Genomic DNA, 1,425 nt, shown 5'->3' with positions numbered 1-1,425 from the left:
TACTCCAGCTGTAGTTCGTAATGTGGCTGGCGTGTCGGTGAAATAGGTGCGGCCACCACGGTGATCATGAGTGTTTGTGAAGACAAAACAAGATCGCGTGGTGGCCGCGGCTACCAGCCTAGACCTTGGTCGGTGGCGATCGCTGCTGGGTGAGGTGCTAGCCCGGGTGGCGGGCCGGTTTCATCGCGTGGAGTCCCGTCGGCGTGCCGCCCGGTTCGTGCACGGGCTGCTGACCGAGCTGCCTCGGGTGAACTGCTGGACCATCGCCGAGCAGGTCGGTGACCGGACTCCGGACGGGATGCAGCACCTGCTGTCGCGGGCGACATGGGACGCGGACGGGGTTCGTGACGATCTGCGGGATTTCGTGGTCGAGCACCTCGGTGACACCGACGTGGTGCTGGTCCTGGACGAGACCGGGGACGTGAAGAAAGGCGTCCGCACTGTCGGGGTGCAGCGGCAATACACCGGCACCGCCGGTCGGATCGAGAACTCGCAGGTGTCGGTGTTCCTGACGTACTCGACCTCACGCGGGCACACCTTGATCGACCGGGAGCTCTACCTGCCCGAGAGCTGGGCCGATGACCAGGATCGACGGAAGAAGGCCGGGGTCCCGGACGCGATCACGTTTTCGACGAAGTCCCGCCAAGCACGAAAAATGGTCTTTCGGACGCTCGACTCGGGTGTCGTGGCGTCCTGGGTGACCGGGGATGAGGTCTATGGCAAAGACGCCGCCGGGCTGCGTGATCCGTTGGAGGAACGGGGCCAGGCTTATGTGCTGGCGGTGGCGTGTGACTACCGCGTTCCGACCGCCGAGGGCAACGTCCGCGCCGATGAGGCCGCTGCGGGGCTGCGGAAACGGGCGTGGCAGAAGCTGTCCGCCGGAGTCGGCGCGAAAGGCCAGCGGTTCTATGACTGGGCCCGGATTCGGCTGCGTCCGGCCGGGAAAACGGGCTATCACTGGGTGTTGATGCGCCGCAACCGGCGCACCGGCGAGACCGCGTTCTACCGCTGCTACAGCCCCCGCCGGGTCGCGTTGGCCGAGCTCGCGCGGGTCGCCGGACGACGCTGGACCATCGAGGAAACCTTCCAGACCGGCAAAGAACTCACCGGCCTGGACCAGCACCAGGTCCGCACCTGGACCTCCTGGTATCGCTGGACCACTCTGGTGATGCTCGCCCACGCCTTCCTCGCCACCGCCGCTGCCCACGCCCGCGACACAGCGCCAGCAGTGGGCCTGATCCCGTTGACACGCAACGAGATCAGGCACCTCTACAACAAACTCATCCTCGAACCAGCCCGCGCCATCATCGACATCATCGGCTGGTCAACCTGGCGCCGACACCACCAACACCGCGCCCGCCAATGCCACTACCAGCGACGACACCAACAACCAACACCCGATCACGAACTACAGCTGGAGTACTA

At 65.5% G+C, this 1,425-nt stretch carries 1 protein-coding gene; it reads left to right on the top strand.

Annotation, left to right across the window (positions count from 1 at the left end; all coding sequences use genetic code 11):
- Positions 1-142: 142 nt before the first annotated feature.
- Positions 143-1,425, top strand: a 1,283-nt coding sequence (locus ACFV15_RS48165) for an IS701 family transposase (RefSeq protein ID WP_378360246.1), incomplete at its 3' end; no start/stop codon positions are given.

Source organism: Amycolatopsis sp. NPDC059657 (genome assembly GCF_042734395.1).
Taxonomy (GTDB): Bacteria; Actinomycetota; Actinomycetes; order Mycobacteriales; family Pseudonocardiaceae; genus Amycolatopsis.
The sequence above is the reverse complement of the archived record's forward strand: the minus strand, read 5'-3'. Positions and strand labels throughout refer to the sequence as shown.